Genomic DNA, 1,124 nt, shown 5'->3' with positions numbered 1-1,124 from the left:
AGAGGTCGTTTTCTCCTGTTTCATTGCAATAGACACGTTTTTGTGAACTGTGAGAACGTGATGCTGATGGGATCTGAGGCGCGGTTGGTTCCTGGGAGCCGGAGGGGGTGACGCCTGGGGGGCGAGGCGGCTTGCGCCTGTCTCATCCCAGGACGCCCGTTCCGCGGCCGCGCTGCCACAGGTGCGGACGCGCGCCTGGGCGCCCGCCCGCACCGGCGGTACGCCCCAGTCATGAGCGCACGACGCCCCTACCCGAGCGATCTGTCCGATGCCCGCTGGAAGCTGATCGAGCCTGTCCTGACAGCCTGGCGCTTCGAGCGCCGCGGCCGGGCCCTGGACATCGGGCGACCGCCCGAACACGACCTGCGCGAGATCATGAACGCGATCCTGTACGTCGACCGCACCGGCGTGCAGTGGCGCTACCTGCCGCACGACTTCCCGCCCTGGGAAACGATCTACGGCTACTTCGCCAAGTGGCAGAAGGACGGCGTCTTCGCCCAGCTCAACGGCCTGCTGCGGGACCTGGTACGCCAGCAGCAGGGCCGGAACGCGGAACCATCGGCCGGCGTGATCGACGCGCAGAGCGTCAAGACCGCCACCAGCGTCCCCGCCAGGAGCCAGGGCATGGACGCGGGCAAGAAGATCGTGGGCCGCAAACGGAGCGTCATCACCGACACGCTCGGCCTCCTGTTTGCGGTGCTGGTCACCGCGGCCGGCGTCCAGGACTCCACCGCCGGCACTCAGCTGCTCGACCAGGTCGCCGCCGACCACCCGCGCCTGCGCAAGGTCTGGGTCGACGGCGGCTACCGCAAGCACCTCGTCGAGCACGCCGCCGCCCTCGGCATCGATATGGAAATCGTCGAACGCACCCCCGGGGCCAGGGGGTTCACCCCGTTCCCGAAGCGGTGGGCGGTCGAGCGCACCTACGGCTGGCTGATGCTGCACCGCCGCCTGGTCCGCGACTACGAAACCCTCCCGGCCCGCTCCGAAGCCCTGATCCACCTGGCCATGACCGACCTCATGGCCCGCCGCCTCACCGGCGAGAACACCATCTCCTGGCGCCACCCGACATCACCGGATCAAACACGCATGACGGGATGAAACAACGGGAGAAAACGACCTCT

1 protein-coding gene is annotated in these 1,124 nt (G+C 68.1%); it reads left to right on the top strand.

Annotated elements, in window-relative coordinates; genetic code table 11:
- The first annotated feature begins 231 nt into the window (after positions 1-231).
- On the top strand, positions 232-1,101 hold the full coding sequence (locus ACH4EB_RS38710; protein ID WP_398353238.1) for an IS5 family transposase: 870 nt from the start codon (positions 232-234) through the stop codon (positions 1,099-1,101).
- The last annotated feature ends 23 nt before the right edge of the window (positions 1,102-1,124 follow it).

Source organism: Streptomyces sp. NPDC018045 (genome assembly GCF_044327445.1).
In the GTDB taxonomy this organism is placed as follows: domain Bacteria; phylum Actinomycetota; class Actinomycetes; order Streptomycetales; family Streptomycetaceae; genus Streptomyces.
This window is presented reverse-complemented; position numbering and strand designations above follow the sequence as displayed.

What these genes read in the sequence shown, in the direction of transcription:
- ACH4EB_RS38710 (WP_398353238.1), top strand. Translation starts at nt 232, where the DNA reads ATGAGCGCACGACGCCCCTACCCGAGCGATCTGTCCGATGCCCGCTGG.